We start from the raw sequence: 1,574 nt of genomic DNA on the forward strand, positions 1-1,574 counted from the left end.
CCCCCCCCCCAAGGCGATAGGGCGGCCGCCACAAATGCTGGATATGCCACGACACATCTGGCTAAAGTCGCCGCTCTCCTGATCAAGGAAGTGCCGGATGGATCTTTTCTCATGGCTGGGTCAATGGGCGTTCGCCCCGACGCAATGGCTGGTGATCGGGCTGGCCATCGCCCTGGCCTATATCGTGTTCGGCATCGCCGGGTTCGGCACGGCGCTGGTGGCCGCGCCGATCCTGCTGCTGTACATGCCGCTGGCGAAAATCATCCCGCTGCTGGTGCTGCTGGATTTTGTCGCGGCGTTCGGCAACCTGCTGCCATCGCGTCGGGATGTCGCCCGGCCGGAGTTGCTGCGGTTGTTGCCGTGCATGGCGGTGGGTTGCACCCTCGGGGTGATTTTCCTGCTTAACCTCAAGTCCGACCTGTTGCTGTTGTTGATGGGCCTGTTCATCAGCGCCTATGCAATCTACAGCCTGTGGATAAAGACTCGGCCGGCGCAGTTGTCTGCGCTGTGGGCGTTGCCGATGGGCACGGTCGGCGGGATGTTCGGCGCGTTGTTTGGCAGCGGCGGCTTTTTATATGCCATTTACCTGAATAGCCGCTTGTCCAAGGAGGCGGCCCGAGCGACTCAGAGCGCGCTGATCAGTTGCAGCACGGTGGTGCGCTTGAGTCTGTTCGTCATCGCCGGCGTGTATGCCGAGCTACCCTTGCTGGTACTGGCGCTGTGTTTGTTGCCGGCCATGGCGCTAGGGCTGTGGGTTGGGCGCCGCTTGACCATGAAGATGTCGCGAGAGGCGTTTGTGCGATTGGTCACCTGGCTGGTGCTCGCCAGCGGCCTGGCCTTGATCGGGCGCTATTTGAGTGCTTGACCTGGCCCGGCCAGGGATTAAGCTGCCGGCCTTTTATAAGACCCGCCAGGGAAACAGCCAGGCCTCGCCATGAATTCGCAAAGCATCATCGTCCCGAAAATTTCCACCTTGCCGGTTCATGAGCCCCGGGCTTGGGCGATCGTACGCTGGCTGGTGCGCAAGAACATCATCGAAGAGCAATTGACCACTTGCGGTCGCACTGGCAATCGCATGGCCCACGCCATCGCCCCCGGCGCCCGTCAGGTGGTCCTGCATCCCGACGCGTTGCCCTTCGGTGAACCGGTCAACGGCCTGGAAATCATCACCAAGCGCTGCATCTACACGCCGGCCAAGGGTTTTCTTGAAGAGGCCGGCTGCGCCGAGTGCCGTCGGGAAATCGGCGAGGCGCTGTTCGAAAGCCTGGAGGACTGGATGCCGGGGCGCACCGACAACTTCACCTGCCCTGAATGCGGGCATGAAGATGACATCAACGGGTTCCTGTTCCTGCAGCCCTGCGCTTTCTCCAACCTGGGCTTCATCTTCAATAATTGGTTGGAGGCGGGGTTCAGGCAGGAATTTATCGATGAGTTCGCCGATTGGCTCGATCAGCCGGTGAGTTGGGTGAAGGTGGAGTTGTAATGTGAGGAAGCATGCAATCCCTGTGGCGAGGGAGCTTGCTCCCGCTGGGCTGCGAAGCGGCCCCGGCTTTTTGGCGGTTGCTGCGCAACCG

At 61.3% G+C, this 1,574-nt stretch carries 2 protein-coding genes; both read left to right on the forward strand.

The features are described 5' to 3' along the window. Positions 1–97 precede the first annotated feature (97 nt). Entirely contained in the window at positions 98–865 is a 768-nt protein-coding gene (locus ACE04F_RS07210; protein ID WP_486105596.1) for a sulfite exporter TauE/SafE family protein, read from the forward strand. 69 nt (positions 866–934) lie between these two features. Beyond that, complete coding sequence (locus ACE04F_RS07215; protein ID WP_486105597.1) at positions 935–1,483, forward strand: sugar ABC transporter ATPase; 549 nt, start codon at positions 935–937, stop codon at positions 1,481–1,483. The last annotated feature ends 91 nt before the right edge of the window (positions 1,484–1,574 follow it).

Source organism: Pseudomonas sp. AGC41, from assembly GCF_057334555.1.

Coding starts and splice junctions, on each gene's coding strand:
- ACE04F_RS07210 (WP_486105596.1), top strand. CDS start 98: ATGGATCTTTTCTCATGGCTGGGTCAATGGGCGTTCGCCCCGACGCAA.
- ACE04F_RS07215 (WP_486105597.1), top strand. CDS start 935: ATGAATTCGCAAAGCATCATCGTCCCGAAAATTTCCACCTTGCCGGTT.